Annotated in this window: 23 protein-coding genes; 11 read left to right on the top strand and 12 right to left on the bottom strand. The window is 71.8% G+C overall.

Annotated elements, in window-relative coordinates; all coding sequences use genetic code 11:
* Positions 1–128 precede the first annotated feature (128 nt).
* Both ACFYWM_RS20095 and ACFYWM_RS20090 read right to left on the bottom strand, forming a co-directional pair.
* Complete coding sequence (locus ACFYWM_RS20095; protein ID WP_389916746.1) at positions 129–1,664, bottom strand: SPFH domain-containing protein; 1,536 nt, start codon at positions 1,662–1,664, stop codon at positions 129–131.
* Between the two features lie 99 nt (positions 1,665–1,763).
* Complete coding sequence (locus ACFYWM_RS20090; protein ID WP_389916743.1) at positions 1,764–1,982, bottom strand: hypothetical protein; 219 nt, start codon at positions 1,980–1,982, stop codon at positions 1,764–1,766.
* 482 nt (positions 1,983–2,464) lie between these two features.
* Between ACFYWM_RS20090 and ACFYWM_RS20085 the strand changes: the two genes are divergently transcribed.
* Positions 2,465–4,489, top strand: a complete 2,025-nt coding sequence (locus tag ACFYWM_RS20085) for an NAD(P)-binding protein (protein WP_389916741.1) — start codon at positions 2,465–2,467, stop codon at positions 4,487–4,489.
* A gap of 96 nt (positions 4,490–4,585) precedes the next feature.
* Here ACFYWM_RS20085 and ACFYWM_RS20080 read toward each other — a convergent pair whose 3' ends face one another.
* Complete coding sequence (locus ACFYWM_RS20080; RefSeq protein WP_389916739.1) at positions 4,586–5,617, bottom strand: acyltransferase family protein; 1,032 nt, start codon at positions 5,615–5,617, stop codon at positions 4,586–4,588.
* Positions 5,618–5,990: 373 nt separating this feature from the next.
* Complete coding sequence (locus ACFYWM_RS20075) at positions 5,991–6,797, bottom strand: SDR family NAD(P)-dependent oxidoreductase (RefSeq protein WP_389916737.1); 807 nt, start codon at positions 6,795–6,797, stop codon at positions 5,991–5,993.
* Between the two features lie 158 nt (positions 6,798–6,955).
* Here ACFYWM_RS20075 and ACFYWM_RS20070 point away from each other — a divergent pair, with 158 nt between their 5' ends.
* The 4 genes from ACFYWM_RS20070 to ACFYWM_RS20055 all read left to right on the top strand — a co-directional run bounded on the left by ACFYWM_RS20070 (position 6,956) and on the right by ACFYWM_RS20055 (position 10,904).
* Positions 6,956–9,526 (top strand): nitrate- and nitrite sensing domain-containing protein, encoded by a 2,571-nt coding sequence (locus ACFYWM_RS20070; RefSeq protein ID WP_389916735.1) that lies wholly within the window; start codon positions 6,956–6,958, stop codon positions 9,524–9,526.
* Positions 9,523–9,930, top strand: a complete 408-nt coding sequence (locus ACFYWM_RS20065; protein ID WP_389916733.1) for a roadblock/LC7 domain-containing protein — start codon at positions 9,523–9,525, stop codon at positions 9,928–9,930. The genes ACFYWM_RS20070 and ACFYWM_RS20065 overlap by 4 nt, the downstream gene beginning before the upstream one ends.
* Before the next feature lie 70 nt (positions 9,931–10,000).
* Complete coding sequence (locus ACFYWM_RS20060; RefSeq protein WP_389916731.1) at positions 10,001–10,348, top strand: DUF742 domain-containing protein; 348 nt, start codon at positions 10,001–10,003, stop codon at positions 10,346–10,348.
* Positions 10,329–10,904 carry an ATP/GTP-binding protein gene (locus ACFYWM_RS20055; protein ID WP_389916729.1) on the top strand — a complete coding sequence of 192 codons (576 nt, stop codon included), beginning with the start codon at positions 10,329–10,331 and terminating at the stop codon, positions 10,902–10,904. The genes ACFYWM_RS20060 and ACFYWM_RS20055 overlap by 20 nt, the downstream gene beginning before the upstream one ends.
* Positions 10,905–11,029: 125 nt before the next feature.
* Here the strand turns inward: ACFYWM_RS20055 and ACFYWM_RS20050 are convergent, their stop codons facing one another.
* From ACFYWM_RS20050 to xylA, 6 genes are all read right to left on the bottom strand, one after another.
* Positions 11,030–11,401: a DUF742 domain-containing protein gene (locus ACFYWM_RS20050; protein ID WP_389916727.1), complete on the bottom strand. Its 372-nt coding sequence runs from the start codon at positions 11,399–11,401 to the stop codon at positions 11,030–11,032.
* Positions 11,398–11,787, bottom strand: coding sequence for a roadblock/LC7 domain-containing protein (locus tag ACFYWM_RS20045; protein WP_389916725.1), 390 nt, complete (start codon positions 11,785–11,787; stop codon positions 11,398–11,400). Before ACFYWM_RS20045 ends, ACFYWM_RS20050 begins: the two co-directional genes overlap by 4 nt.
* 153 nt (positions 11,788–11,940) lie before the next feature.
* Positions 11,941–14,238 (bottom strand): nitrate- and nitrite sensing domain-containing protein, encoded by a 2,298-nt coding sequence (locus ACFYWM_RS20040; protein WP_389916723.1) that lies wholly within the window; start codon positions 14,236–14,238, stop codon positions 11,941–11,943.
* A 140-nt stretch (positions 14,239–14,378) separates the two neighbouring features.
* On the bottom strand, positions 14,379–15,029 hold the full coding sequence (locus ACFYWM_RS20035) for a DUF998 domain-containing protein (protein WP_389916721.1): 651 nt from the start codon (positions 15,027–15,029) through the stop codon (positions 14,379–14,381).
* A gap of 187 nt (positions 15,030–15,216) precedes the next feature.
* The gene (xylB, locus tag ACFYWM_RS20030) at positions 15,217–16,596 is read right to left on the bottom strand and encodes a xylulokinase (protein WP_389916719.1); all 1,380 of its coding nucleotides are present in this window, start codon (positions 16,594–16,596) and stop codon (positions 15,217–15,219) included.
* Positions 16,593–17,744: a xylose isomerase gene (gene xylA, locus ACFYWM_RS20025; protein WP_389916717.1), complete on the bottom strand. Its 1,152-nt coding sequence runs from the start codon at positions 17,742–17,744 to the stop codon at positions 16,593–16,595. Before xylA ends, xylB begins: the two co-directional genes overlap by 4 nt.
* 78 nt (positions 17,745–17,822) lie before the next feature.
* Between xylA and ACFYWM_RS20020 the strand changes: the two genes are divergently transcribed.
* Both ACFYWM_RS20020 and ACFYWM_RS20015 read left to right on the top strand, forming a co-directional pair.
* On the top strand, positions 17,823–18,989 hold the full coding sequence (locus ACFYWM_RS20020) for an ROK family protein (RefSeq protein WP_389916715.1): 1,167 nt from the start codon (positions 17,823–17,825) through the stop codon (positions 18,987–18,989).
* Positions 18,990–19,106: 117 nt separating this feature from the next.
* Positions 19,107–20,279: a serine hydrolase domain-containing protein gene (locus ACFYWM_RS20015; protein ID WP_389916713.1), complete on the top strand. Its 1,173-nt coding sequence runs from the start codon at positions 19,107–19,109 to the stop codon at positions 20,277–20,279.
* 62 nt (positions 20,280–20,341) lie between these two features.
* Here ACFYWM_RS20015 and ACFYWM_RS20010 read toward each other — a convergent pair whose 3' ends face one another.
* The gene (locus ACFYWM_RS20010) at positions 20,342–20,794 is read right to left on the bottom strand and encodes a MarR family winged helix-turn-helix transcriptional regulator (RefSeq protein ID WP_389916710.1); all 453 of its coding nucleotides are present in this window, start codon (positions 20,792–20,794) and stop codon (positions 20,342–20,344) included.
* 72 nt (positions 20,795–20,866) lie between these two features.
* On the opposite strand from ACFYWM_RS20010, the gene ACFYWM_RS20005 reads away from it, so the two are divergent.
* A complete protein-coding gene (locus ACFYWM_RS20005; RefSeq protein WP_389916708.1) occupies positions 20,867–21,376 on the top strand; it encodes a VOC family protein in 510 nt (169 codons plus the stop codon).
* Positions 21,377–21,752: 376 nt separating this feature from the next.
* On the top strand, positions 21,753–23,120 hold the full coding sequence (gene tnpB, locus ACFYWM_RS20000) for an IS607 family element RNA-guided endonuclease TnpB (RefSeq protein ID WP_389916706.1): 1,368 nt from the start codon (positions 21,753–21,755) through the stop codon (positions 23,118–23,120).
* A gap of 178 nt (positions 23,121–23,298) precedes the next feature.
* On the opposite strand, the gene ACFYWM_RS19995 is transcribed toward tnpB, so the two are convergent.
* Positions 23,299–24,261 carry an asparaginase gene (locus ACFYWM_RS19995; protein WP_389917009.1) on the bottom strand — a complete coding sequence of 321 codons (963 nt, stop codon included), beginning with the start codon at positions 24,259–24,261 and terminating at the stop codon, positions 23,299–23,301.
* Positions 24,262–24,440: 179 nt separating this feature from the next.
* On the opposite strand from ACFYWM_RS19995, the gene ACFYWM_RS19990 reads away from it, so the two are divergent.
* Positions 24,441–25,679: a histidine kinase gene (locus tag ACFYWM_RS19990; RefSeq protein WP_389916704.1), complete on the top strand. Its 1,239-nt coding sequence runs from the start codon at positions 24,441–24,443 to the stop codon at positions 25,677–25,679.
* Entirely contained in the window at positions 25,670–26,311 is a 642-nt protein-coding gene (locus ACFYWM_RS19985) for a response regulator (protein WP_389916702.1), read from the top strand. Before ACFYWM_RS19990 ends, ACFYWM_RS19985 begins: the two co-directional genes overlap by 10 nt.
* Positions 26,312–26,315: the final 4 nt, after the last annotated feature.

Raw genomic sequence — 26,315 nt, 5'->3', positions numbered from 1 at the left:
CCGGTCCTGACCCGCGAGCCCCCGCGGGGGAAACCCGGCCTCACCTGCCCCGGGAGTCCTGCCGTCCCCCACGGCCTCTCGCGGCTCGCGTTCTCCCCTCAAGGGCGAAATCAGATGAGATCTGTGAGTCAGGGGGCGGGGGCGACGGGTTTCCCGGGGGGTGTGGACCCTCTTTCCGGGACTGCGGTCCCACCGGTTCCGTCGCTTCCGCTCGGGGTGGCCTTGGCGGGAGCCGGGGCCGGGGCGTCCGGGGCGGTCGCGGGGGTGACGGTGTTCAGGAGGGAGCGGGCGAGCCCGAGACCGGCGCCGCCGAGGGTGAGGGCCTTGGCGAGCATCTCCTCGACGCCCTGGGCGCCGTTGAGGACGACCATGTGGTCGACGTTGCCGAGGGCCTTCGCGCCCGCCTCGACGATCTGCGGCCACTTCTCGGCGAGCTGCTGGGCGATGACCGCCTCCTGGTTCTCGGAGAGGGCCTCGGCGCGGGCCCGGATCGCGTCGGCCACGGCCAGGCCCTTCGCCCTGGCGGCGTCGGCCTCCGCGAGCCCCTGCGCCTTGGAGGCGTCGGCGGCGGCCAGGCCGCGGGCCCTGGCGGACTCCGCCTCGCCGAAGCCGGTGACCTTCGTCGCCTCGGCGGTGGCGATACCGCGCAGCCGCACGGACTCCGCCTCCGCCGCCGCGGCCTGCTTGACCTGCGACGCCTGCGCGGCGGCGCGCAGCTCGGTCTCGCGCGCCTCGGCCTCGGCCTGGGCGATGCGGGCGTCGCGCTCGGCCCGGGAGACCGTCACGGTCTCGTACGCCCTGGCGTCCGCGGGCTTGCGGATCTGGGCCTGGAGCCGCTGCTCGGCCAGCGCGGCCTCGAGCTCGGCCGCGCGGGTCTCCTGGACGACGACCTCCTGCCGGGCGGACGCCTCGGAGAGCGGTCCCGCCTGGCGGGACCTGGCCTGGGCCTGGTCGATCTCGGCCTGGTAGAGGGCCTGCTTGATCTGCGCGTCACGCCGCGCCGCGGCCTTGTTGGCGGCGGCGATCTGCTCGGCCTGGGTGGCCTCCTGGTCGCGCTGGGCCTCGGCGATGCGGGCCGCGGCGGCGACGCCGGCGGCGTGCGGCTTGCCGAGGTTGGTGATGTAGCCGGTCCCGTCCTCGATCTCCTGGATCTGCAGGGAGTCGACGATCAGGCCGAGCCTGATCATCTCGTCGGCGGCTGAGGCGCGGGTCTCCCCGGTCAGCCGCTCGCGGTTGAGGATGAGGTCCTCGACGGTGAGGTTGCCGATGATGGAGCGCAGGTGACCGGTGAACAGCTCGTGGATGGCGCCGTTCATCGAGTCCTGCTGGTCGAGGAAGCGGCGGGCGGAGTTGGCGATCGAGTGCAGGTCGTCGCCGACCTTGTAGATCACGACGCCTCGTACGACCACCGGGATGCCCTGCTGGGTGACACAGGAGACCTGGAGGTTGGCGGCGCGGCTGTCCAGGCGCAGGCGGCGCGCGGTCTGGAAACCGGGGAGCACGGAGGTGCCCTTGCCGGTGACGATCCTGAACCCGAGGCTGTCGGCGTCCGTGGAGCTGCCCCGGGCGCCGAGACCGGAGATGATCAGCGCCTCGTTGGGCTCCGCCACCCGCCAGACGGTCTTGAACAGCAAGGTCAGGATGAGAAGGGCGACAAGGGTCACGCCCCCTATGACGAGGTACTCCATGGGTGTCTCGGCCTCCGCGGTGTGGGGGAGAGCAGGGGAGAGTAAGGGAGGGTCGGGGTGAAGGGAGGGCGGGAGTCAGGGGAGCGCGCGGGCGACGTAGATCGTGCGCGGGGGGAAGAACTCGACGACCACGACGATCGAGGCCGGGGCGATCTCCTCGTCCGGGACCGTCGGGTAGGCGTAGAACGCCTCGACGCCCCCGCGGACCGCCACCATCACCTCCCCGACCAGGCCGGGGCCGATCCTTCCGGTGACTCTTCCCTGCTTGCCGATCACGCGATACCCCCGCGACATCCACCAAAAGGGATAAAGCGAATTCGGACCCCGCCCCCGGCACGCCGCGCCTCACCGTCCGGCGACATGGAGGCGCCGGATCCATCGCCAATCCCCTGGGTTCACTTTATACGGATAACGAGCCGAGCGACCATAACGTTCCGGATTATCCGCTAATCCGGATGACACACCTTCCCTGCCCGGCGGAATCACCGGACCATGGCGACAGAAGGGCGCGGAGCAGCGGAAACGGGACGAGACCTGCTCATGGGTGTCAGGGTGGCACACCGGGCCGCTCGCGGCGCCGACGGATTTTCCCGGATCGGATAAGCCCAGGTGGCACCGAAGTCGCATCACCACCCCTCCCCCTTTAATTCCCAGCCACCACGACATGCCTCTCATGTAGGAGATGTCACGACAGCACGTTAATGGCCGGGGTAAAAACTTCCCGAAAACGCAGCGCGGCGGCCCCGGCGATCCATTCACATCGTGAGGATCACCCCATGACCGATCCTCACGAGATCAATCCCCGTAAGGCCCTGGAACTCGGCATGGACCGGCCCATCTCCCGCCGGGACTTCTTCGACGGGGCGATCGCGGCCACCGGGATCGCGGCGGCGTGCTCGCTGCTCGGGGCCGGCGGCTGGGACGACACCCCGCCCGCGCCCCCGGAGAGCCTGAGTCTCTCGCCCGACCTGTCCCGTCCGCCGTCCCTCACGGGGTTGCGCGGCGACACGGCGGAGGCGCTGAGCGTGCCCCACGCCCTGCGCGACCAGCGGTTCTGGCCGTACGCGGGCACGCCGGAGCCCACCGGCGAGCACTACGACCTGGTCGTGGTCGGCGCGGGGATCAGCGGCCTCAGCGCGGCCCACCGATGGCTGGAGCACGACCCCTCCGCGCGGATCCTGATCCTCGACAACCACGACGACATCGGCGGGCACGCCGTGCGCAACGAGTTCCGTCCGGCGGCCAGGAAGGGGCCGCTGGTCGCGTACGGCGGCTCGCGGTCGATGGAGTGCCCGTCGGCATGGACCCCGGAGGGCAGGGACCTGCTCGCCAAGCTGGGCGTCCGCCCCGAGAGCCTGGGAGAGCCCGCCGGGCCGGGCCTGTACGCGAGCCTGGGGATGCACGACGGCGTCTTCTGCGACCGGGAGACCTTCGCCGAGGAGCGGCTCGTCGTGCTCGCACCCGGCAAGGGCGCGGCGCGGTGGATCGCCGAACTGCCCGTCGCGGAGCAGGCCAGGAGGGACCTGCTCATGCTGTACGGCGGCCCGCCCGACTGGTTCCCCGGCCTGTCCGCCGAGGAGAAACAGGCGCGGCTGGCCCGGCTGACCTACTCGGGGTTCCTCAGGGACGTCTGCGGGGTCCACCCGGACGTGCTGGCGTTCGTGCGGACCATGCCGAGCGACGAGTGGGCCTACGGCTCCGACGCGTTCGGCGCGATCGACGCCTGGGCCACCGCCGACGAGTACCGGTACGCGGGGTTCCAGGGGCTCGGGCTCGACAGGTCCAGGCCGTCCAGGTACAACTCCCCGACCGTCATCAAGGAGTGGGGCGCGGGCGAGCCGCGCGCCCGCCGCTTTCCCGAGGGCAACCAGGCGATCGTCCGGATGATGACCGCCCGGATGGTCCCCGGCTTCGCCACGGCCACCGGCGTGGAGGACGTCACCACCGCGGGCTTCGACTACGACGCGCTCGACCGGCCGGGCAACCGGGTCCGCGTACGCCTGTCCAGCCCGGTGGTCTCGGCCGCCAACGACGGCCTGCCCGGCGCGGACCCCAGGACGGCCACCGGCGCCACGGTCGGGTACTTCGACGGCGAGCGGGTGAAGACCGTGGCGGCGGGCAGCGTGATCATGGCCTGCTGGAACGCGATGATCCCCTACCTCGTCGGCGACCTCCCGCCCGCGCAGCAGGCGGCCCTGCGGCGGTCGGTCAAGGTGCCCCTGCTGTACGCGACGGTCCAGCTCCGCGACTGGCGGGCCTGGCGGGAGCTGGGCGTCAGGCGCGCCCGGTTCACCGGCGCCCGCTGGTGCGTGGCCGAGCTCGACGACCCGGTCGACCTCGGCGGCTACCGGTGCCCGAGGACGCCCGAGGAGCCGATCGCCGTGCACATGGTCAGCACCCCCGTCACCCCCGGCATGTCACCCGCGCACGGCTCGGTCGCCGGGCGGTACGCCCTGATCGGGACGCCGTACGAGCACCTGGAGTACAGCATCCGCGACCAGCTCACCCGGCTGCTCGGCCCGGGGGGCTTCGACGCGGCCCGCGACATCGAGGCGATCACGGTCAACCGGTGGGGACACGGCCACGCGCCCGAGTACGCCACCCCGTGGGACCTCGACTTCTATCCCGACGGGCTCTTCCCGGCGGCCGTCGCCCGCAGGCCGCACGGCCGGATCGCGATCGCCAACTCCGACTCCGTCCCCGCCGCCCGCGCCGACGCGGCCGTCACCGCCGCCTATCGCGCGGTCGCGGAGCTCCGGGTCCGGCCGCCACGCCCCTCCGGCGCGCCGATCCCGATCTGATCCGACGCCCTGGCGGCGGTCCGGCGGACCGCTCCCGCTCCCCGGGACTCCGGGTTCCCCGGCTTCCGCGCCGCTGACGGGCCGGACGGTCCGGGGCTATCGGCCCGGTTTCCTCAGCTTCGTGAAGGCCCAGTTCATGCGGGGCTCGACCGCCCAGCGGGTGACGCGCCGCACCGGCGGCGTGCACAGCAGGGCGGCGAGGCCGACCCCGAAGAGCGCCACGGCCGCCACCCCCGGCACGGTCTGGGCCCAGTCGCCGTAGAAGCGTTCGGCGACCTTCACCACCAGGCCGTGGAGGAGGTAGGCGTACATGGTCGCCATGCCGAGCCCGGAGTACCAGGTGCGTCTGGAGGGGGTGACCGCCAGGAACGCGGCGACGAGCAGCGCCCCGGCGGCCAGCATGCCCAGGCGGATCAGGCTGCCGGTGAGGTCGTCCACCCCGATCACGTCGTTGGCGTGCCGCCAGCGGATCCACTCGGTCTTCACGGAGGTGTGCACGGCGAGCGCCAGGGCCGCGCCGGCGACCAGGACGACCGCGCCCGCGACCCGGACCCACCGCCTCCTGAGCCACTCGAAGTGCTCGGGCCGCAGCATGAGCCCGAGCACGTAGAACGGGAGCAGGCCGAGGGTGCGGTTCATCGACAGCTCGTCGGGGAGCCTGCTCATCCCCGACAGCAGCGACAGCCCGACCGCGACCACCAGCGGCCACCGCAGCTGCTGCCAGACCGGCGTGGACAGCCTCCACAGGAACAGCGACATCAGGAACCAGGTCAGGTAGTACGGGTCGAGGAGGCTGATGTCGAGCTTGCCGTACAGCAGGAGGCGGGGCAGCGAGTAGATCAGCTCGAAGATCACGTACGGGACGGCGAGGGTGCTGATGAGCTTGCGCGCCTTGCCCGACCCGAAGGTGAAGTTCCGCGACAGGTAGCCGCTGAGCACGATGAACAGCGGCATGTGGAACGTGTACACGAAGAAGTAGGCGGCGTGCGCGACCGGGACGTCCCGCAGGTTCTCGATCAGGTGGCCGGACACGACCAGGGTGATCGCCAGGAACTTGGCGTTGTCGAAGAACGGGTCCCTGCCCGCGACGGGCGGGAGGGCGGCCCGCTGCGGGGTTGTGACGCTCACAGGCCGGGACGGTAACCGGAGCCCCCCAACGCCCGGCGAACGGCCGGTGACACGCGGGGAAATCCCGGCTGCGAACCGCCTTGAAAGCCTCGAACCGCCACGAGCACTCGCGGATCATCGTGAGTCTCCATGAGACTTCGTGCCATCGCGAGTCGCCGTGAACCCCTGCGAATCACCCCGACCGCCGTGAGCCATCACCGGCCATGGCGAAGCGTGACGAAGCGAAGCGTGGTCCCCGGGCACCCACGGACACCTGCGCGTATCCGTGGGCGCACGAGCGCGGACGCCGACCGCTACCGCGCCGCGCGGGCGGTCGCTACCGCGCCGCGTGGACTGTCACGCGACGACGGCCGCTACCGCGTCGCGCGGGCGGTCACGCGACGGCGGCGGCGCTGGCGTCCCAGAGGGCGCGGGCCAGCGCGGGGTCGGACATGCCCTTGGGAACGGCCGCGGGGGCGCTCTTCGCGAAGTAGCGGCCCGGGTGGGCGGCGCCGTCCGGGTGGGTGGCCAGGTGGACCATGGTGCTCGCGCCCTCCTCGACGCTCTGGCCCATGCCGGGGACGTTCTTCACCATCCACATCATGAGCGTCGCCGGGGCGAACTCGGTCTTGATCACACCGGGGTGGAAGCAGGTCGCGGTCACCTCGGTGTCCTTGAGGCGCCGGGCCAGCTCGACCGTGAACAGGGCGCCCGCCTGCTTGGTGTCCCCGTACTGGAGCCAGCCGTTCCAGCGCCGCCGCTCGCGGTCGAGGTCGGACGGGTCGAGGCGCCCGGTCTTGCCCGCGCGGGAGGTGGTGGTGATCACCCGCCCCGTCACCCGTTCGAGCAGCAGGTTCGTCAGCAGGAAGGGGGCCAGGTGGTTGACCTGCATCATCGTCTCGTGGCCGTCGGGCGTGAGCGTGCGCTCGGTCGTCATGACGCCCGCGTTGTTGACGAGGACGTCGATCCGCTCGTAGCGGGACAGCAGTTCCGCCGCCAGCCTTCGCACGTCGTCCAAAAGGGTGTAATCGCAGGTAAACGTATCGGGAAGTGTCCCGGAGACCGCCCGAACCCTTTCCGCCACGCCTGCCGTCTTGTCGGGATTACGGCCGACCAGAACTACCCTCTGCCCGCGTCTCGCGAGCTCCACCGCGGCCGCTTCACCAATTCCGGCACTAGCCCCGGTAATCACACTAATCATCAGATCCTCCACTGCGCAAAAACCTTATTCGGTGCTAGTCTCCTGTGCGATCTTCGGAGGCGTATCCATCCCTTTACCGGCACGAGCCTCCACACGCTCAGGGGTTGGGACGAGTGGACATGAGCTCTAGAAACCGCTCGATTCGGTTCAAGATTTTCTTGCTGTTGCTCCTGCCGCTGCTGTCACTGAGCGCGCTGTGGGGCTTCGTGCTCAACCTGACCGTCGGTGACGGTATCGCGCTGCTGAGGTCGGGCGCCCTCTACCAGACGGTGGGCGTCACCTCCACGGAGCTGGGTCTGCAACTCCAGGCCGAGCGGACGCAGTCGTCCGTGGCGATCAGCTCGCGGGTCCTCACCAGCGGGATGGGCGAGCAGCGGGCCCGTACCGACCGCGCGGTCGAGGGGTTCAGGCAGGCGGCCGTCGGCAACGATTCCGGCAGCCCGGAACTGCGCAACTCGCTGGACGAATTGCTCCGCCGGCTCGACAAGCTCCCGAGCGTCCGCTCGGGCGTCGACAGCGGGCAGCACTCGCGGCTGGACGTGCTGTCGAACTACAACCAGATCCTCGACGCGGTCTTCCTCGTGTACGACCAGATGGTCGTGGTGCCGGACCTGTCGATCTTCCAGCAGGCCGCGGCCATGCAGGGGATGGGCAACGCCCACGAGATGATCGCCAGGGAGAACGCGCTGATCAGCGGGGCGCTGATCGACTACCGGCTCTCCGAGGAGGAGCGCAAGGCCTTCGGCGAGTACGTCGCCACCCGGCGCTTCCTGCACACCCGGGGCGCGGCCTCGCTGGACGCCGAGCTGGGCGCGCAGTACCGCGCGACCTTCGCCTCCGCCGCCTTCGAGAAGTTCACCGACCTGGAGAAGGCCATCGCCGGGTCGAGCCGCGGCCGGCTGAGCCCCGCGGCCAGCACGTGGAAGGCGACCACGGACGGGATCTCGACCTGGCTCGACCAGGTCAACCTCGCCGCCTCCAAGAAGCTGGCCGAGCGGGTGGAGGGGGTCGCCGCCGGCATCATGATCCGGATCCTGATCGCCGGCGGCGTCGGCCTGATCGCGGTGGTCGCTTCGATCATCATCTCGGTCCGCTTCGGCCGCCGCCTCGCCACCGAGCTGGCCGGGCTCCGCTCGGCCGCCCTGGACCTGGCGGACGTGCGGCTGCCCCGCGTCGTGGACCGCCTGCGGCGCGGCGAGGACGTCGACGTGCGGGCCGAGGCCCCGCCGATCGAGGCGGGCGGCTCGACCGAGGTGCACGACGTGGCCCACGCGTTCGGCTCGGTGCAGCGCACCGCAGTGGAGGCCGCCGTCGGCCAGGCCAACCTGCGGCGCGGTGTCAGCCAGGTCTTCGTGAACCTGGCCCGGCGCAAGCAGAGCCTGCTCCACCGCCAGCTCACCCTGCTCGACAGCATGCAGCGCCGGGCGACCGACCCCGACAGCCTTGAGGACCTGTTCCGGCTGGACCACCTGACCACCCGCATGCGGCGGCACGCCGAGGGCCTGATCATCCTGTCCGGCGCGGCGCCCGGCCGGTCGTGGCGCAAGCCGGTGCCGGTGATCGACGTGCTGCGGGCCGCGATCGCCGAGGTCGAGGACTACACCCGGGTCAACGTGGCGCCGGTGCCCGACGTCTCGCTCGACGGGGCCGCGGTCGCCGACATCACCCACCTGGTGGCCGAGCTGATCGAGAACGCCACGATCTTCTCGCCGCCGCAGACCGTGGTGACCGTGCGCGGCGACGTGGTGGCCAACGGGTTCGCCGTCGAGGTCGAGGACCGCGGCCTGGGCCTGAGCGCCGCGGAGTACGAGGCGATCAACGAGCGGCTGGCCAGCCCGCCGGAGTTCGACCTCGCCGACAGCGACCGGCTCGGCCTGTTCGTGGTGGGCCAGCTCGCCTCCCGGCACGGCGTCCAGGTCATCCTGCGCGGGTCGCCGTTCGGCGGCACCACGGCCATCGTCCTCATCCCCCGCTCGGTGATCGCCCAGCAGGACTCGCCGCTCGCCCTCACCGCCGAGCGGACGTCCCTCACCCCGGAACGGACGTTCTTCACCGCCGAGCGCGTCCCCGAGCGCCAGAAGGAACTGTTCGAGGCCGCCCCGCCGGACGTGCCCGCCCCTCCGGCCAACGGCAACGGGCTCCCGCGCAGGACGAGGCAGGCTCCCCCGAACCAGCCGGGCCAGCCGAACCACCTCGGCCAGGCGGTCCAGCAGAACCAGCCGGGCCAGCCCGCCGCCCCGTCGCTCAGCGTGGTGACCGACCTGCCCTCCCGTACGCCGTCCCCGGACCAGGCGGGGCAGGCGGGACGGCCGCCCGCGGGCTGGGAGACGGGCTGGGACGCGCCGGCGCGCGAGGCCCCTCCCGGCACACACTCACCGGCATCGCCTCGGGAACCGTCCCAGGCGCCCCGTGAGACCCACGAGACGCCTCGCGACCCCCACCCCCTGGACAAGGGCGGCAACGGCGGTCCGACGCGTCAGGCGGCCGTACAGCCCCCCGCGGGGCCGGGCGGCCTGCCCCGCAGGGTCCGGCAGGCGAACCTGGCGCCTCAGCTCCGCCAGGAGTCCGAGCCGGCCGAGCCGGAGCCGAGGACGGAACCTGGCGAGGAGCGTTCGCCGGACGAGGTCCGCGCGCTGTTCTCCGCCTTCCAGGCGGGGGCGCGACGCGGGCGCGAGGAGCAGGAAAATGACTTCGCGCACCATACGACAGGCGACAAGGGGGAGAAATGACCGGGAAATTGACCAACACCGGCGAGCTGAACTGGCTCCTCGACGACCTGATCACTCGGGTGAGCGCGGTGCGCCAAGCGGTGATCCTTTCCACCGACGGGCTGGCCGTCGGGTTCTCGAAGGGGCTGCTGCGCGAGGACGCCGAACATCTGTCCGCGGTCGCCGCCGGGTTCCAGAGCCTGGCGCGCGGCGCGGGACGCCACTTCGGCGGGGGCGAGGTGCGCCAGACCATCGTGGAGATGGAGTCGGCGTTCCTGTTCGTCACCGCCGCGGGGCAGGGAACCTGCCTGGCGGTGCTGAGCAGTTCCGACGCCGACGTCGGCCACATCGCGTACGAGATGGCGATGCTGGTCAAGCGGGTCGGCCAGCACATCTCCACCAATCCACGCCAGGGTCTCTCGTGAGCGAGGGAACGGGGGGCCGCGTCGTCGACGGACCGTTGAATCCCCGAACCCGGTGCTGGAGGTCGTCCGGATGACACACTGGATGGACGAGGAGGCCGGGCCGGTCGTCCGCCCGTACGCGCTCATCGGGGGGCGCACCCGCTCCTCCGGTGACAAGCTGGACCTGGTCGCGATGGTCACCTCGACTCGCGGCGCTCCTTCCGGGGGATTCGTCCCAGGCCCCGAGCAGGAACGCATCCTCGCCATGGTCACCACTCCGACCTCGGTCGCCGACGTCGCCTCGGACCTGAACCTGCCGCTCGGCGTGGTCAGGGTCCTTCTCGGCGACCTGCAGGACCACAAGCTCATCTCGATCGGGCGCGCCTCCGCGAGCGAGCGCATTCTCAAGGAAGTGATCAATGGACTTCGGGCCCTCTGACGAACCCGTCGCCCTCAAGATTCTCATCGCGGGTGGCTTCGGGGTGGGCAAGACCACGCTGGTGGGCGCCATCAGCGAGATCCGGCCGCTCCGTACCGAGGAGGTCCTCTCCGACCGCGGTATCGGCATCGACGACGTCGACGGCGTCGAGGGCAAGACCACCACCACGGTCGCGATGGACTTCGGCCGCATCACGATCAGGGAGGGTCTGGTCGTCTACCTGTTCGGCACGCCGGGCCAGGAGCGCTTCTGGTTCATGTGGGACGAGCTGTCCTACGGCGCGCTGGGTGCCGTGGTGCTCGCCGACACCCGGCGGCTGACCGACTGCTTCCCCTCGATCGACTACTTCGAGCAGCGCGGCACGCCGTTCATCGTGGCCGTGAACTGCTTCGACGGTGCCGACCGGCACGAGGCGGAGGAGGTACGCGTCGCCCTGGACCTCGACATGGACGTGCCGGTGCTCCTCTGCGACGTGCGACGCCGCGTCTCCGCGAAGACGGTGCTCGTGACGCTCGTGGAGCACTCCCTGAGGGTGCTGACGGCCAGCCAGAGCTGAGGGGCGGGCCGGGGTGCTCCCCCGGCCCCCGCCGGAGGTCGTACGACGGCCGGTGCGCTACGGCCGGGGTGCGGCGTGCGGGCCGGGCCGGAGGGCCTACCCCGCCACCGGGGTCACCGGGGGCGTCACAGCGCCCGCAGGCCGCTGATCAGCTCCTTCAGGAGGCTCTCCGGGGGCATGGACGCGGCGGGAAGCGGCGACCGCACCAGGATCAGGCCCTGGTCCAGCAGGTCGCCCAGGAGAACTTTGATCACGCCGATCGGCAGGCCCGCGTCCGAGGCGATCTCCACGATCGGGCGGGCCCGCCTGACCAGGTTGAGCAGCCGCCGGTGCTCGGAGCCCAGGTTCACCCCGGGACCGCTCGGCGCGCCGGTCGCCACCACCATCGCGAGCAGGTCGAACGAGGACGACGACGCCCGGGTGCGTCCGCCGGTCATCGCGTAGGGACGGACGACGGGCCCGGCCTCCTCGTCGACCCACTCGACGTCGTCATTCATTGGCCGGCCACCCTGGGGCTGGTCGCCAGGTGCTGGCCGACGCGGGTGACCAGGCGGGCCATCTCGTAGGCGATCAGGCCCACGTCGGCGGCGCCGGTGGTCATGACCGACAGGCAGCTTCCCTGGCCCGCGGAGGTGACGAAGAGGAACGCGGAGTCCATCTCCACCATCGTCTGGCGTACGGCACCGCCGCCGAACTGCAGGCTGGTGCCCTTGGCGAGACTCTGGAAGCCGGAGGCGACCGCGGACAGGTGCTCGGCGTCCTCCTTGGTCAGCCCTCGGGACGAGGCCATCATCAGCCCGTCGTTGGACAGGATCAGCGCGTGCGAGACGTCCGCCACACTCGTGACGAAGTCGTCCAGAAGCCAATACAGCTCACCCGGCACGTGGTTAAACCCCTTCCCCTCTGATGATCTCGCTGACCGCCGGCCCCCGCCGGCGCGATGGACTCGTTCCCGCGGACCCGCTCCCACGGTCGTCCCCGGGCCGCGAACCCGGTCCCGGGACCGGGGATCCGCTCCGGCGCGCACGGTGGCCGCTCATCGCTTGGCACCGCCGTCCTCGTCGTCGGCGCGGCCGCGCTGCCACCCGGACTGCAGGGCGCTCATCAGCGCCCTCGCCTCCTCGGGAGAGCGGCCCTCGACCTCGGGCGAGCGGGACTCCCGGGCCGGGCGCGGCGACATGTCCGCCTGGTGCGACGGCGGCGTGCCCGCCTGTCGCGACGGCGGTACGTTCCCCTGGCGCGACGGCGGTATGTTCGCCTGTCGCACCCGGCGGGGCAGGCCGTCCCCGCCGCGCCTCTGTGGCTTCCAGAGGTCCGCGGGGACGGGGACCTCACCGGAGGAGTCACCGGGCCGGTCCATCCGCTCCACGACGGTCTCGGCGCGCTGTGCCGTCGACTCCGGGCGCACGCTGATGACGGTGAGCACCGGCGGCTCCAGCGGCCCGTCGACGGGCTCCGGGTCACCGAGCAGCTGCTCGGGGATGAGGACGACCACCCCGGTGCCGCCGTACGGCGAGGCGCGCAGCACCACCTCGACCCCGTACCTGGCGGCCAGCAGCCCGACCACGGCGAAGCCGAGCCGGTCGGTCTCGGCCGGGTCGAGCTCCGGCGGGCTGGCCAGGCGCTCGTTGATCGCGGCCCGCTTGTCGTCGGTCAGCCCGAGTCCCCTGTCCTCGATCTCGACCGCGAAGCCCCGCCCGACGAGCTCGCCCCGGACCGAGACCTGGCTGCCCGGCGGGGAGAAGACGGTGGCGTTCTCCAGGATCTCGGCGAACAGGTGCATCATGTCGGCGACGGCGTTGCCGACCAGGGTGGTGCCGCCCGTCGGGTAGATCCGCACCCGGGCGTAGTCCTCGACCTGGGCGGCGGCCCCGCGCAGCACGTCCTCCATCGGCACCGACGAGCGCCACTTGCGGCCCGCCGCCCCGCCGGACAGGATCACCAGGCCCTCGGCGTGGCGGCGCATGCGGGTGGTGAGGTGGTCGAGCTTGAAGAGGTTCTCCAGCGTCTCGGGATCCTCCGCCTGCTTCTGCATGGCGTCGAGCATCTTGAGCTGGCGCTGCAGCAGCGACTGGCTCCGGCGGGCGAGGTTGCGGAAGGACTGGGAGACGCCCTCGCGCAGCCTGGCCTGTTCCACGGCGGCGTCCACGGCGCTGCGCTGGACGCTGTTGAAGGCGTCGGCGACGTCGTGGATCTCGGCCGTGCTGCCCGTCGGCGTGAGCGCGGGCGCCTCGGCCGCCACGTCGACCCTGTCGCCGCGGCGCAGCTTCTCCATGACCTTCGGGAGCCGCGCCTGCGCGAGGTCGGCGGCGGCCCGCCGCACGGCGGCGAGCTCCTTGGTGATCCCGCTGCCGACCCGGAACGAGACCAGAAGCGACGCGACGACCGCGACGAGGCCGAGCACGCCGATGACTCCGGCGCGGACGAAGACGCTGACGGCCGCGGGCGTGGCCTGCTCGACGAGCGCGGGGGTGACCGCCGTCAGGGACCGCTGGTAGGCGGCGTCCAGCGCGTCGCCTGAGGCGCGCCAGTCGGTGGACCGCACCTCGGCGCCGGTCAGCAGGTGGTTCTCAAGGGTGATGAAGCGGGCGTACGTCGAGGAGGCGATCAAGTCGGAGAAGGGGGCCCGCAGCTCGGGCTCCAGCTCCGGGAGCGCCTGTTCCATGAGGAAGATCCGGTTGGCGGAGAGCTGGGTGAACAGCCGCATCTCGCTCGGCGTCATCGGGCTCCTGAGCGCCAGCGAGCCCGCGGCGAGTGCCCGCTGGCGGCTGAGCAGGTCCATCGCCTGATTGATCATCGTGACGCCGCGCGACTGGCGGTAGAGCGGGAGGTCGTTGTTGAGGCTCAGCGTGTTGAAGAGCCGCCGCAGCGCGTCCGGCAGCCGGGCGAACTCCACGGAGAGCCCCACCGGGCCGATCCGCCCGGAGTCGACCCTGGCGCGGATCGCGTCGAGCGCGCCCACCTGCCGCATCAGCTCGTCGTGGCGCGTCCTCATCTCCTCGGACATCGCCGCCTGCGCCGAGCCCTCGGTCGTCTGCTGGCGCAGCCGGACACGGGCCTGGTCGGTGACCGAGCGCTGCCCCGCGAGGGTGTCGCGGTCCGCGGCCGAGCGGGTGGCCAGGAACTCCGCCGACAGGATGTGCTCACGCTGGACCGCGGTGCCCAGCTCTCCGGCGGGCTTGCCGATGGTGTCGTACAGCGTGCCGACGGAGAGCAGACTCACCGAGTCGCCGACCGTCACGACCGTCGCGAAGCCCCACAGTGCCACCAGCGAGGCGAGCGGGATGACCAGCAGCACCGAGACCTTGAACCGGATGGACCTGCTCGATGCCATGTCACCTCAACGGTTCGCTCACAGATCGCCGGGGGAGGCCCGGAGGATCTTTAGATCGCCGACGAGAATAGCACTGGCGGCTCCTGCTATTTGTAGCCCATTCGTGACATGTCGTGAAAGAGTTTTCAGAAGTGAGTACGTCAGCCCAGAGCGGCGCGTGATGCGGGAGCGGCGCTCCGGGTCCAGGTCAGTCGCGCGAGCCGGACGGCCAGCACGCCAACCAGGGCGACCTCGGTGCCGAGCAGGGTCCACTCGGCGAGACCGACGAGCACCCCGTCCCCGGGGAGCGTCACGTAGGTGAGCGCCAGCAGGCCGAACCCCCCGGCCAGCGTCAGCCACTCCAGCGGCCTGGCCACCGGCCGCCACCGCTCGTCCTCGCCGAACCGCGCCGCCGCCAGGCCGCCCGCCGCCGGCACCGCGGCCAGCACGGCGATCGACACGTAGCGGTACGCCTGGGAGATCAGGTCCGTCCCCGTGCCGGGAAGGGCCGCCGGCACCACCGCGAGCACGATGAGCCCGGCGCCCCAGGCCAGCAGCAGCCGCTCGGCCAGGACGCCCACCGGCGCCCCCACGGCCCGCAGCCCCGCGGTCACCGCGAAGGCCGTGACCCCCAGCGCCGCCATCGCGAACCCGGTGGCCCCGGTGCGGTCCAGCGCGGCGTACTCGCTGACCGTCAGGTCGAGCGGGTTCGCGTAGGGAACCGGGTCGGCCTGTCCGGCGGCCACCGCCACGGCGGCCGCGACGAGCCCGGCGCATGCGATCAGGGGGTAGAGCCTCTTCGACGCGAGCATGCGCTAAGACTGTCCGCCGGAGGACGTTTCAGACATCCGGCGGCACCCCTGATCCAACCCTGAGCGATCCCTGAGACACCCCGCCCGGCGGCGGCCCCTTCGCCCGGAACGAGGGCGGGGACCACGCGCGGGGCACACGCCGGGTGAGGCCGCGCGCCGGACGGGCGCGCGGCCGTGTACCTGCGGCTCAGCGGAGGCCGCGGACCTCTGCGTAGCGGGCCCTGACCTCCGGTGCGGGCTCGGCCTCGTAGTGCTCGGCCCTGCCCGCCTCCCACTCCGGGGGCTCGTCGCCGCCGAGCAGCCAGGCGGCCTGCCTGGCCGCCCCGTCGGCGACGTACTCCCCGGGCTCGGGGACGACCACGGGCCGTCCGAAGACCGCGGGGGCGATCCGCCGTACGGCCTCCGACCTGGCGCCTCCGCCGATGAGCAGCACCCTGGCCGGGTCGAGCCCGAGGGCGTCGAAGGCGTCGGCGAGATGGCAGAGCATGCCCTCCACCGCCGCCCTGGCGAGGTGCGCCGGGGTGGAGGTGGCCAGCGTCAGCCCGTGCAGCGAGCCCGTGGCGGTGGGCAGGTTCGGGGTGCGCTCGCCCTCCAGGTAGGGGACGTGGACGAGCCCCCCGGCCCCCGAGGGCGCCTCCAGGGCCAGCCTGCCGAGCTCGTCGAGCCCGACCCCCAGCATCCGCGCGGCGGCGTCGAGCACCCTGGCCGCGTTGAGCGTGGCCACCAGCGGGAGGAACCGTCCCGTGGCGTCCGCGAACCCGGCCACGGAACCGGACGGGTCCGCGCTCGGGCCCGCGGCGACCGCGAAGGCCGTCCCCGACGTGCCGATCGAGACCACCACGTCCCCGGGCAGGGCGCCGACCCCGAGGGCCGCCGCCATGTTGTCGCCCGTCCCCGGCGCGAGCCGCACGCCCGCGCCGGAGACGCCGGCTGCGGACCGCACCTCGCCCGCGGGGTCGCGGGGACCCAGCACCTCGGGGAGGCCGGGTACGGCGCCGAAGGCCCTCTGGAGGAGGTCGGTCCGGTAGGCCCCGGCTGCGGGCGACCAGTAGCCGGTGCCCGACGCGTCACCCCTGTCGGTGACGAACTCCCCGCCCAGCCGCCAGGTGAGCCAGTCGTGCGGCAGGCAGACCCTCTCCGTGCGACGGGCGGACTCGGGCTCGTGCTCGGCGAGCCAGCGGAGCTTGGTCACCGTGAACGACGCGACCGGCACGCTGCCGACCGCCTCGGCCCAGACCTCGGGACCGCCCAGCTCCCCCACCAGGTCGGCGGCGGCTCCGGCGGAACGGGTGTCGTTCCACAGCAGCGCCTTCCTGACGACGTCGCCGGATTCGTCCAGGCAGACCATGCCGTGCTGCTGCGCGCCGACGCTCATCGCCTCGACGCCGTCCAGCCCGCCCGCCTGCGCGATCGCCTCCTGGAGCGCGTCCCACCAGGCCCCGGGGTCGACCTCGGTGCCCTCGGGGTGGCTCGCGCGCCCCTGGCGGACCAGGGCGCCCGTGCGGGCGTCCCTGATCACCACCTTGCAGCTCTGGGTCGACGAGTCGACCCCGGCCACCAGCGTCATCCGCGGACTCCGAGGAGGTAGTCCATGGCGAGCTGGTTGAGGCGCGTGAAGTGGAAGCCGCGCGCGGCCACCGCGTCGAGGTCGAACTCGTCGCGGTTCAGGTCGGCGATCGTCTCGCCGGGGGCGAGCGTGGGCTCGGAGAGCTCGGCGACCTTGCTCGCGGCGAGCGCCTCGGCGACCTCGGGGTCCGCGCGGAACGCCGCGACCTTCTCCTTCAGGATCAGGTACGTGCGCATGTTGGCCGCGGCCGAGACCCAGACGTCCTCGGAGTCCTCGGTGCGCAGCGGCTTGTAGTCGAAGTGCCTGGGGCCGTCGTAGCCGCCGTTCTCCAGCAGGTCGACCAGGAAGAAGGCGTTCTTCACGTCGCCGTGACCGAAGATCAGGTCCTGGTCGTAGCGGGGGCCGTGCTGGCCGTTCAGGTCGATGTGGAAGAGCTTGCCGTGCCAGAGCGCCTGCGCGATGCCGTGCGCGAAGTTGAGCCCGGCCATCTCCTCGTGGCCCACCTCGGGGTTGAGGCCGACGCGCTCGGAGTGCTCCAGCTCGTTGATGAACGCGAGCGCGTGGCCGATGGTCGGCAGGAGGATGTCGCCCCGCGGCTCGTTCGGCTTGGGCTCGATGGCGAACCTGATGTCGTAGCCCTGCTCGATCACGTACGAGGTGAGCAGGTTCATGCTCTCCTTGTAGCGGCTGAGCGCGGCCCTGATGTCCTTGGCGGCCCCGGACTCCGCCCCCTCGCGCCCGCCCCAGCAGACGTAGGTGGTCGCGCCGAGCTCGGCGGCGAGGTCCACGTTCTGGATGACCTTGCGCAGCGCGTAGCGGCGTACGTCGCGGTCGTTGCTGGTGAAGCCGCCGTCCTTGAAGACGGGGTGGGTGAACAGGTTCGTGGTGGCCATCGGGACCTTGAGCCCGGTCTCGGCCAGCGCCTTCTTGAAGTTCGCGATGGCCTTGTCACGGTCGGGCTCGACGGCGAGCAGGTCGTCGTCGTGGAAGGTGACGCCGTACGCGCCGAGCTCGGCGAGCCTGTGCACGCTCTCCGCCGGGTCCAGCGGGGCCCGGGAGGCGTCCCCGAAGGGGTCACGGGCCTGCCAGCCGACGGTCCACAGCCCGAAAGTGAAGCGGTCTTCGGGCTTGGGGGTGTAGGCGCTCATCTGCGTTCCTCCGATTTAATCCACTTTATGGACTTAATATGGATCGAGGTGGTGGGATCGTCAAGAGGTGGATGCTCCATGACACAGGCTGTACGCCACAATTCGATGCGCGCCCGCAACCTCGGCGTGGTCCTCGGCGAGGTCCGCAGGAGCGGCCCGGTCACCCGGGCGGCGCTGGCCGAGATCACCGGACTGACCAAGACGACGGTGTCGAAGATGGTCGGCGACCTGATCGAGGCGGGCATGGTCACCGAGTCGGGCGCGCTCAGGGACGGCGAGCGGGGGCGGCCCGGCACGGCCGTCTCGCTCAGCGGGCGGCGGGTCGCCGCGCTCGGCCTGGAGATCAACGTCGACTACCTGTCCGCCTGCGTGGTCGACCTCACTCTCGCGGTGCGGCTCAGATATGCACAGGCTGTGGACAACCGTACGTCCTCACCTGTGGAAACCCTGTCCCACCTGGAACAACTCGCCCACAGGGCTGTGGACGAAGCGCGCGCGGAGGGCCTGTCCATCGCCGGATCGACCCTCGCGGTGCCCGGCCCCGTGGACGGCGGGCTGGTCCACGCGGCCCCCAACCTCGGCTGGCACGACGTCCGCGTCTCCGACCTGCTGGACTTCCCCGTCGAGGTGGACAACGAGGCCAACCTCGCGGCCCTGGGCGAGCTGTGGTTCGGCTCGGTGCCCGGCGACTTCCTGCACGTGTCGGGGGAGATCGGCATCGGCGCGGGCCTGGTGGTCGGCGGCACCCTGTTCCGCGGCGCCCGCGGCCTCGCCGGGGAACTCGGGCACGTGGTCGTCTCCCCCGACGGCCCGGCCTGCCGCTGCGGCGGCCGGGGCTGCCTGGAGCAGTACGCCGGGCAGGACGCGCTGCTGAGGGCCGCCGGGCTGGCCGGGGTCCCCGACGGGGTGGCCGCGCTGCTGGCGCGCCTGCACGCGGGCGAGCGGGACTCCCTGGAGGCCTGCGAGCGCGCCGGCCAGGCGCTCGGCGTCGCCCTCACCTCGGCGGTGCACCTGATGGACCCGGGGACCATCGTGCTGGGCGGGGTGTTCGCCCCGCTGTTCCCGTGGATCCGGGGCCCGGCGCACGAGACGATGACCTCCCGGCTGGGCGTGATGCGCCGCGCCGTCCCCGAGCTCACCGTCTCGCGGCTCGGCGGCGACGCCGCGACCCTGGGCGCCGCCGGGCAGGTCATCCACCGGGTCATCGCCGACCCCTGGAGCCACCTGTCCACGGCACGGACCTGACCGCGATGGCCGAACGGCCGAGGGGCGTCGCGCCGATATCGCCATTATGGACGATCTTCTCCGCGGCCCGCGTTCCTACGCTTCCAACTGACCTGGAGGACGACGTACGGAGCAGAGATGACCGCAGTACTCGCCGGTGTGATGATCGCCGTGGTGATCGGTTCGGGGGGCGCGCAGCCGGTGGTGGCCGATGGTCCCGGAACCTCGTTGCGGGCCGGGGTGGACGCCGTTCACCGGGCCGGCGCGGTCGGGGTGCTCGCCGAGACACGGGACGGGCGCGGCCGGGCGGCGGCCCGGAACGGGGTCGCCGAGCTGGGGAGCCGGACGCCCGTGCCGTGGGGCGGCTACTTCCGCATCGGCAGCACCACCAAGACCTTCACCGCGGTGGTCCTGCTGCAACTGGTCGGCGAGGGCAGGCTCAAGCTGACCGACACGGTGGAACGATGGCTGCCCGGCGTGGTCGGCGGCAACGGGAACGACGGCCGCGCGATCACCGTCAAGAACCTGCTGCGCCACACGAGCGGCCTGAACGACTGGAACGGCGAGGTGCCCATCGCCAAGGACCCCACGCCGCAGAGGTATCTCGCGGAACGCTTCCGTCTCTACCGGCCGGAGCAGCAGGTGGAGCTCGCGATGCGCAAGCCACCCATGTGGACGCCTGACCCCGGCGCCCCCGCCGGGGAGAGGCGCTGGGCCTACTCCAACACCAACTACACGCTGGCGGGCATGATCGTCGAGAAGGTGACGGGCAACCCCCTGGAGCACGAGGTGCACGAGCGGATCGTCGCGCCCCTGGGACTGCGGCACACCACGACCGGCGCCACGGCCTATGTGCCGCGTCCCCACGCCCGCGCCTACCTGCAGTTCCCCGGCCGCACCGACCTGACCGACACCACGGTCATGGCCGACGGCGGCTCCGGGGACGGGGGCATGATCAGCACGACGGGTGACGTGACGACGTTCTTCCGCGCCCTGCTCTCCGGGCGGCTGCTGCGTCCGTCGGAGCTGGCCGAGATGAAGGACACCGTCCCGGCCGAGGACTACGACGGGACACCCGGCACGCGGTACGGGCTCGGGCTGGCCTGGCGCCCGGTCCCGGGCTGCGCGGACGGCGTCTGGAGCCACCACGGCAACTCTCCCGGCATGGGCTCGCGCAACGGCGTGACCGGCGACGGCCGTAAGGCGATCGCGATGTTCGTCTCCACGCAGCGGGCCGACGAACGACAGCTCCGGCAGGACACGGCCGCTCGCGAGCTGATCGACGGCACGCTGTGCGGCGCGGGCTCCTGACCCGCGGCTCGCCGTGACACCTTATGAACGACGGAACGCCGTCGCGGTACCGGCCCGCGATGTCACGAGGGGTTCGGGCCGGGGAGGATGGCGGCGCAGATCTCGGCCAGCTGGCGGAGCTGGTCGGGGGTCAGGCGGTCGAACAGCGTCTGGCGTACGGCCTCGACATGTCCCGGGGCGGCGGCGGCGAGGACCGCGAAGCCCCGGTCGGTGAGGATCGCCCAGCTCACCCGCCTGTCCTCGGCACACGGCTCGCGCCGCACCCAGCCGCGCTCCTCCAGCCGCTTCACCGCGTGCGAAAGGCGGCTCTGCGAGGAGTTGACCTCCGCCGCCAGCTCGCTCATCCGCATCGTGCGCCCGGGGGCCTCGGAGAGCTTCACCAGCACGGCGTAATAGGCGTGCGGCATGCCGGAGTCCCGTTGCAGCTGCCGGTCCAGCTCCTCCTGGACGCGCTGCGAGGCGGCCAGGAACGCGCGCCAGGTGCGCTGCTCGTCGTCGTCCAGCCATCGCGTCACGCACCCACCCTACTTGAACTCTCAACAAAGCGGGGGTAATCTACTTGAGAGTTCAAGCTTTTGGGAGGAACCATGCCGGTCCAGCGGCTCAACCACGCGGTTCTCTTCGTACGCGACGTGAAGCGCAGCGTCGCCTTCTACGAGGAGGCACTCGGCTTCAGGGTGGTCATGGGCATGCCGGGCGCCGTGTTCCTCCAGGCCTCGGGGTCCAGCAACGACCACGACCTGGGCCTCTTCGAGGTCGGCGCGCAGGTGGGCCCGTCGGGGGCCGGGCGCTCGACCGTCGGCCTCTACCACCTGGCCTGGGAGGTCGACACCCTCCAGGAACTGGAGCGGCTCGCCCTCAAGCTCGGTGATCTCAACGCCCTCGTCGGCGCCTCCGACCACTCCACCACCAAGGCCCTGTACGCCAAGGACCCCGACGGGCTGGAGTTCGAGGTCTCCTGGCTGGTCCCCGCCGACCTCCTCACCGAGGAGGTGCTGAGCGGGCGCTCCAGCATCAAGCCCCTCGACATCGCCAAGGAGAAGGCGCGGTACGGCGCCGAGACCCGCGGCGGCCTGGGGGTCTCGATCCCTGTCTGACCCTTCCGGGCGTCCGGTCCGTCCGGTTGCCTCGCGGCCCGGTACTCCGTGGCGGGCGGTGGGCCGCCGGGACCGGAGCGGGGAGGAGGGAGTGAGGAATTGCTCGGCTTTTCATCAGCGTTCGTCAGTCCTTGATGTCCTTCTTCTGTCTGGCAGGGTGAACGGCGCGTCAGACATCGAGTCGACCAGCGGGCCACAGCAGGGCGGGGCAGACCTTGAAGGGCTGCGGGGACCTTCCACATTGTTTGGACAGGGTGTCCACGGTGCGCCGTGCGATACGGAGGCGGGCGTATGCCTTTTGCTGGTCGACTAGTCATTGATCATGATTGTCGCGGTACGTTAACGCTCAACGACGTATCGTGAGGGGGGAGGGCTGATGCGGGTCCACCAGGCCTACCGTTACGCCTTGGACCCCACCCCCGAGCAGGCGCGCATGCTCGCCTCACACTGCGGCGCGGCGCGGTTCGCCTTCAACTGGGCCCTCGCCCGCGTCAAAGCTGCGATGGACCAGCGTGCGGCCGAACAGTCCTACGGCATCGCCGACGAGGTGCTGACCGAGGTGCCGTGGTCGCTGTACTCCCTGCGACGCACCTGGAACGCCGCCAAGGACACCATCGCCCCGTGGTGGGCGGACAACTCCAAGGAGGCCTACAACACCGGCCTGGACGGGGTGGCGCGGGCGTTGAAGAACTGGGTCGCCTCCCGCAACGGCACCCGGGCGGGAAAGAAGATCGGGTTCCCCCGGTTTACGTCCAAGCACCGCGCCGCCCCCTCGTGCCGGTTCACCACCGGCACGATCCGGGTGGAGGCCGATCGCCGTCATGTGACGCTGCCCCGGCTGGGCACCCTCCGCACCCACGAATCCACCCGCAAACTCGCCCGCCACCTTCAGCGCCGGACCGGGCGCATCCTGGCGGCCACCGTCCGCTGTGAGAGGGGTCGCTGGTTCGTGGCGTTCACCTGCGAGATCGACCGCACCGACCGTACCCCGACGAAGCCGGACGCCGTCGTCGGCGTCGATCTCGGCGTGAAGAACCTCGCGGTGCTGTCCACCGGTGAGGTGATCGCCAACCCCAGACATCACCGCTCGGCGCTCAAGCGGCTACGCAGGTTGAACAGGCAGCTCGCCCGCCGCGTCGGCCCGCGCACCCCAGGCGGCGCCAGAGGTGAGGCTTCCGCCCGGTGGGCCAAGGCCAAAGCGGGGCTCGGCAAGGCACATGCGCGGGTCGCCAACCAGCGGCGTGATGGCCTGCACCGGCTGACCACCCGGTTGGCGGCCACCTATGGCACGGTGGTGATCGAGGACCTGAACGTCTCCGGGATGCTCGCCAACCGCACGCTTGCCCGCGCGGTCGCCGACGCCGGGATGGCCGAGGTGCGACGGCAGCTGTCCTACAAGACCGAGTGGGGCGGCGGGCGGCTCGTGGTCGCCGACCGCTGGTATCCCTCCAGCAAGACGTGTTCGGGATGTGGCGCGGTGAAAGCCAAACTCGCCCTGTCCGAGCGTGAATACGCCTGCGCCGGGTGTGGTCTGGTCCTGGATCGGGATCTCAACGCCGCACGCAATCTGGCCGCGCTCGCGGCCGGCGTCGCCCAGAGTCGCGGGGAGACGGTAAACGCCCGTGGAGGAGCGGTTAGTCCTGTCGTTCGCGCCAGGCTCGCCCCGGTGAAACGGGAACTCCCGTCAGGGAGAACGCTGCCCCGGCAACGCGGCAGCTCGCTGGTGCGCACAGAGAAACACTGAAAACCAGCGAACGGTGATCCGGCGAAGGGCTCCCCAGCCCTTCGCCGGATCACGATTCCCCCGATGTGCCCGCGCAGCTCGGCGATACTCCCCTTTTCGCGGTTTTTTACCTATCCGTAAATCGCCTCGCGTCGCGCCGGGACCTGCCGAACCTGTATCAGCACCTGCCGGACCGGCGTCAGAGCCTGCCGAACCAGTCGCGTACCGCGTCGATCCCGCCGGCCCCGAGGGCGACCATCAGCGCGCACCGCGCCTTCGAGGGCGCCAGGCCGCGCGCCCCGATCGCCCCGACGCGCGCGGCGAGCCCCGCGCCGAAGCGCACCTCCTCGGGCGGGACCGTGTGCGTACGGCACCTGGACGCGACGACCACCGGGATCCCCCACTCCGTCAGCTCGGCGATCGTGGTGAAGAGCTCGACCGGCACGTTGCCCAGGCCGGTCCCCTCCAGCACGATGCCCTGGGCCCCGGCGTCCACGGCGGCGGTGAGCAGCGCGGGGACGATCCCCGGATAGGTCTTGATCAGGGCGACGTCCGACGCCGGGTCCCCCACGAACGCGGGCGGCCGGGGCGGCGGGGCGAACAGCGTCGTGACCCGGGCACCGGTCACCCGGCCCAGCACGGGGAAGGGGGCCGACGAGAACGCCGCGACGCTCGTGGCGTCGACCTTGGCGACCCAGCGGGCCGCGTGGATCTCGTCGTTGACGCACACGACGGCCCCGGCACCGCGCAGCGCGCCGTCGGCGGCGGCCGTGATGGAGGAGACGAGGTTGCGCGGGCCGTCCGGGGACGGCTCGTCCAGCGGGCGGACGGCGCCGGTCAGCACGATGGCGCCACGCTCCGCCGCCCGGCCCGCGAGCAGGTCCACGAGGTAGGCGGTCTCCTCCAGCGTGTCGGTGCCGTGGGTGATCACGACGCCGTCGAACCCGCGGTCCAGGACGGCCGAGCGCGCCCTGCGGGCCAGTTCGAGCATGGTCGAGGGCGACATGTCCCAGCCGGGCTCCGCCATCACGTCCTCGGCCACCACGTCCGCGGTGACCGCGCCGGGCGGGAGTGCCCGCAGGAGCTCGGCGCCGGACAGGACACCGGGACGGCCGGGGGCGTACAGGTGGGCGATGGTGTCACCGGTCGCCAGCAGCAGCACACGCTTCAAGGAGACGATCCCTCCGATGGGCCGCGTTCAGGTCGCCTCCATTTATAACCCATGACTACCCCCATTGGGGTTATCTCTAAAGGATCGCGCGGGAGGTGGGGTTTGCCCTACCTTTTTCCGGGATACCTCGCCCCTGTGTCCGGACCGCCGTGATCCCTACGGTGGATTCCATGACCGGCACCGAGATGACCACCCCCTGGGAGAGGATCAGCGCCCACTGGTCCGCGAGGGCCTGGCTCCGCACCGCGCACCTGGTGACGGGCGTGCCGATCGCCCTGCTGGGCACGGCGGTGATCGGGGCACTGGTGACGGCGTCGGTGCTGCTGGTGTGGACCGTGGTGGTCCCCGTGGTCGCGCTGCTGTTGTTCTTCTGGGTCGTCCGGCTGCTCACCCTGGTGCAGCGGTCCCGGTTCGCGGCCTTCCTCGACGTCGACATCCCCCCGGTCCCGCGCCGCCCGCTGAGCATGAACCCGTTCAGGCGGCTGCTCCAGGAGGCCAGGACGCGGAGCACCTGGCGCCGGATCGGCTACCACCTGCTGGCCCCGCTGATCAGCGGCTTCGGTGCCGCCTCCGCGGTCGGGGCGTGGGCGGGCGGGCTGGTCACCGCCGGGCTCGCCGTGCGCCACTGGGCGGCGGAGGAGACCTGGCCGAGCCTGGCGTTCGTCCTCGTCTCGGGGGCCCTGCTCGTCGCGGGGCCGTGGGTGGCCCGCGGGTTCGCGGTGCTGGACGTGATCGCCGCCGAGGCCCTGCTCGGCCCCAGCCTGAGCGACCAGCTGGCCCAGCGGGTGGAGACGCTGCGGGAGAGCCGTACCGGGGTGGTCGACGCCGCGGACGCCGAGCGCCGCCGCATCGAGCGGGATCTGCACGACGGCACCCAGCAGCGGCTGGTGTCGCTGGCGATGAACCTGGGCATGGCCCGCGCCACCCTCACCGACCTGCCGGAACCCGCCCGCGAGGTGATCGTGCAGGCGCACGAGGAGGCCAAGCAGGCCCTGAAGGAGCTGCGCGACCTCGTCCGGGGGCTGCACCCGGCCGTGCTCAACGACCAGGGCCTGGACGCGGCGCTGTCCGGGCTGGCCGCGCGGGCCCCGTTCCCCGTACGGCTGAACGTCGACATCCCCGAGCGGGTGTCCCCCACGGTCGAGGCGGTGGCGTTCTTCGTCGTCTCCGAGGCGCTGACCAACATCACCAAGCACGCGGGGGCGTCCGGCGCCGAGGTCACCGTCGACCGCCTCGGCGACCGTCTCCACCTGGCCGTCAGCGACGACGGCCACGGCGGCGCGGACCCGGAGCGGGGGACCGGCCTGCGCGGCCTGTCCCGCCGGGTCGGCTCCGTGGACGGCATCCTGTACGTCGACAGCCCGCTCGGCGGGCCGACGACGATCAGAGTGGAGCTACCGTGCGCGTAGTGCTCGCAGAGGACTCCGTACTGCTGAGGGAAGGGCTCGTCCGCCTGCTCGGCTCGGCGGGCATCGAGGTGGTGGCCGCCGTGTCCGACGCGGAGGGGCTGCTGCGCGCCGTGGACGAGCACGTCCCCGACCTCGTCGTCACCGACGTGCGGATGCCCCCCTCGCACACCGACGAGGGCCTGCGCGCGGCGCTCGTCCTGCGCCGCCAGCGGCCGACGCTCGCGATCCTGGTGCTCTCCCAGTACGTCGAGGAGCGCTACGCCACCCAGCTGCTGTCCACCGCCACCAGCGGGATCGGCTACCTGCTCAAGGACCGGGTGGCCGACGTCGAGGAGTTCCTCGACGCGCTGCGCAGGATCGCCGCCGGGGGCACCGCGCTGGATCCCGAGGTGGTCGCCCAGCTGCTGCTGCGCAGGCACAGCGACCCGCTGGACCGGCTGACCCGCAGGGAGCACGAGGTGCTGTCACTGATCGCGGAGGGCCGGTCCAACACCGGGATCGCCGAGGCCCTGGTGGTGTCCGAGAGCGCGGTCGGCAAGCACATCAACAACATCTTCACCAAGCTCGACCTCTCCGGCGCCGACAAGGACCACCGCCGGGTGCTCGCCGTCCTGCGATTCCTGAAGGTTTGAGAGA

The organism is Streptosporangium sp. NPDC002721, from assembly GCF_042888905.1.
GTDB lineage: Bacteria > Actinomycetota > Actinomycetes > Streptosporangiales > Streptosporangiaceae > Streptosporangium.
This window is presented reverse-complemented; position numbering and strand designations above follow the sequence as displayed.

What these genes read in the sequence shown, in the direction of transcription:
- ACFYWM_RS20075 (WP_389916737.1), bottom strand. Translation starts at nt 6,797, where the DNA reads ATGATTAGTGTGATTACCGGGGCTAGTGCCGGAATTGGTGAAGCGGCC.
- tnpB (WP_389916706.1), top strand. Translation starts at nt 21,753, where the DNA reads ATGCGGGTCCACCAGGCCTACCGTTACGCCTTGGACCCCACCCCCGAG.
- ACFYWM_RS20055 (WP_389916729.1), top strand. Translation starts at nt 10,329, where the DNA reads ATGGACTTCGGGCCCTCTGACGAACCCGTCGCCCTCAAGATTCTCATC.
- ACFYWM_RS20020 (WP_389916715.1), top strand. Translation starts at nt 17,823, where the DNA reads ATGACACAGGCTGTACGCCACAATTCGATGCGCGCCCGCAACCTCGGC.
- ACFYWM_RS20015 (WP_389916713.1), top strand. Translation starts at nt 19,107, where the DNA reads ATGACCGCAGTACTCGCCGGTGTGATGATCGCCGTGGTGATCGGTTCG.
- ACFYWM_RS19990 (WP_389916704.1), top strand. Translation starts at nt 24,441, where the DNA reads ATGACCGGCACCGAGATGACCACCCCCTGGGAGAGGATCAGCGCCCAC.
- ACFYWM_RS20090 (WP_389916743.1), bottom strand. Translation starts at nt 1,982, where the DNA reads ATGTCGCGGGGGTATCGCGTGATCGGCAAGCAGGGAAGAGTCACCGGA.
- ACFYWM_RS20005 (WP_389916708.1), top strand. Translation starts at nt 20,867, where the DNA reads ATGCCGGTCCAGCGGCTCAACCACGCGGTTCTCTTCGTACGCGACGTG.
- xylB (WP_389916719.1), bottom strand. Translation starts at nt 16,596, where the DNA reads ATGACGCTGGTGGCCGGGGTCGACTCGTCGACCCAGAGCTGCAAGGTG.
- ACFYWM_RS20060 (WP_389916731.1), top strand. Translation starts at nt 10,001, where the DNA reads ATGACACACTGGATGGACGAGGAGGCCGGGCCGGTCGTCCGCCCGTAC.
- ACFYWM_RS20035 (WP_389916721.1), bottom strand. Translation starts at nt 15,029, where the DNA reads ATGCTCGCGTCGAAGAGGCTCTACCCCCTGATCGCATGCGCCGGGCTC.
- ACFYWM_RS20050 (WP_389916727.1), bottom strand. Translation starts at nt 11,401, where the DNA reads ATGAATGACGACGTCGAGTGGGTCGACGAGGAGGCCGGGCCCGTCGTC.
- xylA (WP_389916717.1), bottom strand. Translation starts at nt 17,744, where the DNA reads ATGAGCGCCTACACCCCCAAGCCCGAAGACCGCTTCACTTTCGGGCTG.
- ACFYWM_RS20085 (WP_389916741.1), top strand. Translation starts at nt 2,465, where the DNA reads ATGACCGATCCTCACGAGATCAATCCCCGTAAGGCCCTGGAACTCGGC.
- ACFYWM_RS20040 (WP_389916723.1), bottom strand. Translation starts at nt 14,238, where the DNA reads ATGGCATCGAGCAGGTCCATCCGGTTCAAGGTCTCGGTGCTGCTGGTC.
- ACFYWM_RS20065 (WP_389916733.1), top strand. Translation starts at nt 9,523, where the DNA reads ATGACCGGGAAATTGACCAACACCGGCGAGCTGAACTGGCTCCTCGAC.